The organism is Mycobacterium sp. E1715, from assembly GCF_001667625.1.
Classification (GTDB): Bacteria; Actinomycetota; Actinomycetes; order Mycobacteriales; family Mycobacteriaceae; genus Mycobacterium.
In genome coordinates this window covers 1-3,479 of the sequence record NZ_LZJJ01000225.1, presented here as the reverse complement: position 1 = coordinate 3,479, position 3,479 = coordinate 1, and the positions used below count along the sequence as shown (strand labels likewise).

The window sequence follows — 3,479 nt, the reverse complement described above, 5'->3', positions numbered from 1 at the left end:
GCCGCCGGATTGGGTTGTATCCGCTGCCTTTTCGTTCCATCGGGTCTGCACGGTGCGCAAGCGCTGGACCGGGTCGTCGTCCTCGACCGGCAGGTACGGCGACCGGACCGGCGTCGGCGCCAGGGCGGGCAGCGAGTCGGCCCGTGGCTCCTCACCGCGGCCGAGCAGGACTGTCCGGAAGCCCTCGGTGGCGGCGGCCAGCGCGACGTCGTTGACGGTCACCCCGAACCTGCGGCAGACGCGGTCGACGTCGGCGATCGGGACCCGCACCGTGGCGTAGCGCCGGGGCGTTGCGGCGCGATCGGGCGACTGCAGCGCGGGCCAGAGCGCGCCGACGACGGCGCCGGTCGCGGTCCAGGATGCCCGCCACAGCGCATCGGCCCAGCCGGTTCGCCGCACCGGCGGTTGCGAAACCCGTTCGGCCGCAGGGGCATTGGCGAAGGCGCTCTCGTCGGCGTCGTCGCAAAGCCTGGTGAGCAGGTGTGCGGGCGACTTGCCGTCCAGCAGCCGGGGATGGGCTTTCATCAGGATCGCCCATCGGTTGCCCTTGAGGCCCTCGATCACCCAGCACTCCCACTGTGGGCGGTCCGGGCTCAGCGGCCGTTCGAGGGCGTGGGCGATGGCCCGGGACAGCTCGGTGTCGTCACCCGGTCGGTTGATCGCCACCCGGCGCACGTGCTGGGCGAGGTCGAAGTCCCGGCAGTCGACCCAGCCCGGGTGCGTCGGGTGCGGCCGCAGCACCTGCGTGCAGCGGGGAATCGATCGAATGCGTTCCGCCAGAAGGGCTTGGAGGCGCTGATGGTCGGGTGCGCCGTCGACGATGGCCACCGCGCCGATCGCCAGGCCGGCGTGCTGGTCGGGGTGGTGGGTCTTCAGGAAAGCCGTATCCAGTGCCCTCACCTGCGCCATGCTCGCCCCCGCCTCATTTTCGCCCTGATACCAGTGTCTGTCGGTCCTTGTTGCCCGCGGTAGGCCCGCGGCGTTAAGAGCGTGTTTAGGAGTTGAAGATCGGTTTAACAACGGTTGTCCTGCACCGGAGGTAATTCGAACAAACTTTCGATATGCTTTCAGGTGTGGGCTGGTTTAATGGCCCGCCGAGCTGGGCGGAAATGGAGCGGGTGCTCGACAGCAAACCGCGCCATGCCGGCGTGCCGGTGGTGCCCGGGGAGGACGCCCCCCTCTCGCCCAAGCGCGGAACGTACCGGCCGCCGGCCGGCGCCCGGGCGGCTCGCTCGTCCGTCCCCTATGCCGAGCTGCACGCGCATTCGGCGTTCAGCTTCCTCGACGGTGCCAGCACGCCGGAGGAGCTGGTCGAGGAGGCTTCCCGGCTGGGGCTGCGCGCGCTGGCGCTCACCGACCACGACGGGCTGTACGGGGCGGTGCGGTTTGCCGAGGCGGCCGCCGAGCTCGAGCTGCGCACCGTGTTCGGCGCCGAACTGTCGCTGGGGCCGGGCGCGCGCACCGAGACGCCGGATCCGCCGGGCCCGCACCTGCTGGTGCTGGCCCGCGGCCCGGAAGGTTACCGGCGGCTGTCGCGGCAGCTGGCCGCGGCGCACCTGGCCGGCGGGGAGAAGGGCAAGCCGCGCTACGACTTCGACGCGCTGACCGAGGCCGCAGGGGGGCACTGGCACATCCTGACCGGATGCCGCAAAGGCCATGTCCGCCAAGCGTTGTCACAAGGGCCGGAGGCCGCGGAGCGGGCGCTGGCCGACCTGGTGGACCGGTTCGGTGCGGACCGGGTCAGCATCGAGCTGACCCACCACGGCCACCCGCTCGACGACGAGCGCAACGCGGTGCTGGCCGGGCTGGCGCCCCGCTTCGGCGTCGGCGTCGTCGCCACCACCGGCGCGCATTTCGCGGGTCCGCCGCGGCGCCGGTTGGCCATGGCCATGGGCGCCATCCGGGCGCGGCAGTCCCTGGACGCCGCCGCCGGATGGCTGGCCCCGCTGGGCGGTTCGCACCTGCGGTCCGGCGAGGAGATGGCCCGGCTGTTCGGGCAGCGGCCCGACGCGGTGACCGCCGCCGCCGAGCTCGGCGAGCAATGCGCGTTCGGGCTGGCGCTGATCGCCCCGCAGCTGCCGCCCTTCGACGTGCCCGCCGGGCACACCGAGGACAGCTGGCTGCGGCAGCTGACCATGGCGGGGGCACGCGACCGCTACGGGCCGGCCGACACCGCGCCGCGCGCGTACGCGCAAATCGAGCATGAGCTGAAAGTCATTGAGCGGCTCACTTTTCCGGGCTACTTCCTGGTGGTGCACGACATCGCCCGGTTCTGCCGGGAGAACAACATCCTGTGTCAGGGCAGGGGATCGGCAGCCAACTCCGCGGTCTGTTATGCCCTCGGTGTCACCGCGGTGGACCCGGTGGCCAACGAGCTGCTGTTCGAGCGGTTTTTGTCGCCCGCCCGCGACGGGCCACCCGACATCGACATGGACATCGAGTCCGACCAGCGCGAGAAGGTCATTCAGTACGTCTACGACAAATACGGCCGCGACTACGCCGCTCAGGTCGCCAACGTCATCACCTACCGGGGCCGGATCGCGGTGCGCGACATGGCCCGCGCGCTGGGCTTCTCCCAGGGTCAGCAGGACGCGTGGAGCAAGCAGATCAGCCACTGGAACGGGCTCGCCGATTCGCCCGACGTCGAGGGCATCCCCGAGCAGGTGGTCGACCTGGCCAACCAGATCCGGAACCTGCCGCGGCACATGGGCATTCACTCCGGTGGCATGGTGATCTGCGACCGCCCGATCGCCGACGTCTGCCCGGTGGAGTGGGCACGCATGGAGAACCGCAGCGTGTTGCAGTGGGACAAGGACGACTGCGCGGCAATCGGTTTGGTGAAGTTCGACCTGCTCGGGCTGGGCATGCTCTCGGCGCTGCACTACGCCATCGACCTGGTGGCCGAGCACAAGGGCATCGAGGTGGACCTGGCCCGGCTCGACCTCTCCGAGCCGGCGGTGTACGAGATGCTGGCCCGCGCCGATTCCGTCGGCGTGTTCCAGGTGGAGTCACGCGCGCAGATGGCCACGTTGCCCAGGCTCAAGCCGCGGATCTTCTACGACCTGGTGGTGGAGGTCGCGCTGATCCGCCCCGGGCCCATCCAGGGCGGCTCGGTGCACCCCTACATCCGGCGGCGCAACGGGCTGGACCCGGTGGTCTACGACCACCCGTCGATGGAGCCCGCCCTGCGAAAGACGCTGGGGGTGCCGCTGTTTCAGGAGCAGCTGATGCAGCTGGCGGTCGACTGCGCCGGCTTCTCCGCCGCCGAGGCCGACCAGTTGCGCCGAGCGATGGGCTCCAAGCGCTCGACCGAGCGCATGCGCCGGCTGCGCGGCCGGTTCTACGAGGGCATGCGTGCGCTGCACGGCGCGCCCGACGAGGTGATCGACCGGACCTACGAAAAGCTGGAGGCGTTCGCCAATTTCGGCTTCCCGGAAAGCCACGCGCTGTCCTTCGCGTCGCTGGTGTTCTATTCGTCG

2 protein-coding genes are annotated in these 3,479 nt (G+C 70.6%); one reads left to right on the top strand and one right to left on the bottom strand.

Features of this window, described 5'->3' with window-relative positions; translation table 11 throughout:
• Positions 1–909: wax ester/triacylglycerol synthase domain-containing protein (locus A9X03_RS12210; RefSeq protein ID WP_068261243.1), on the bottom strand; the 909-nt coding region annotated here is incomplete at its 3' end.
• A gap of 164 nt (positions 910–1,073) precedes the next feature.
• Here A9X03_RS12210 and A9X03_RS12205 point away from each other — a divergent pair.
• Positions 1,074–3,479: error-prone DNA polymerase (locus A9X03_RS12205; RefSeq protein ID WP_068261246.1), on the top strand; the 2,406-nt coding region annotated here is incomplete at its 3' end.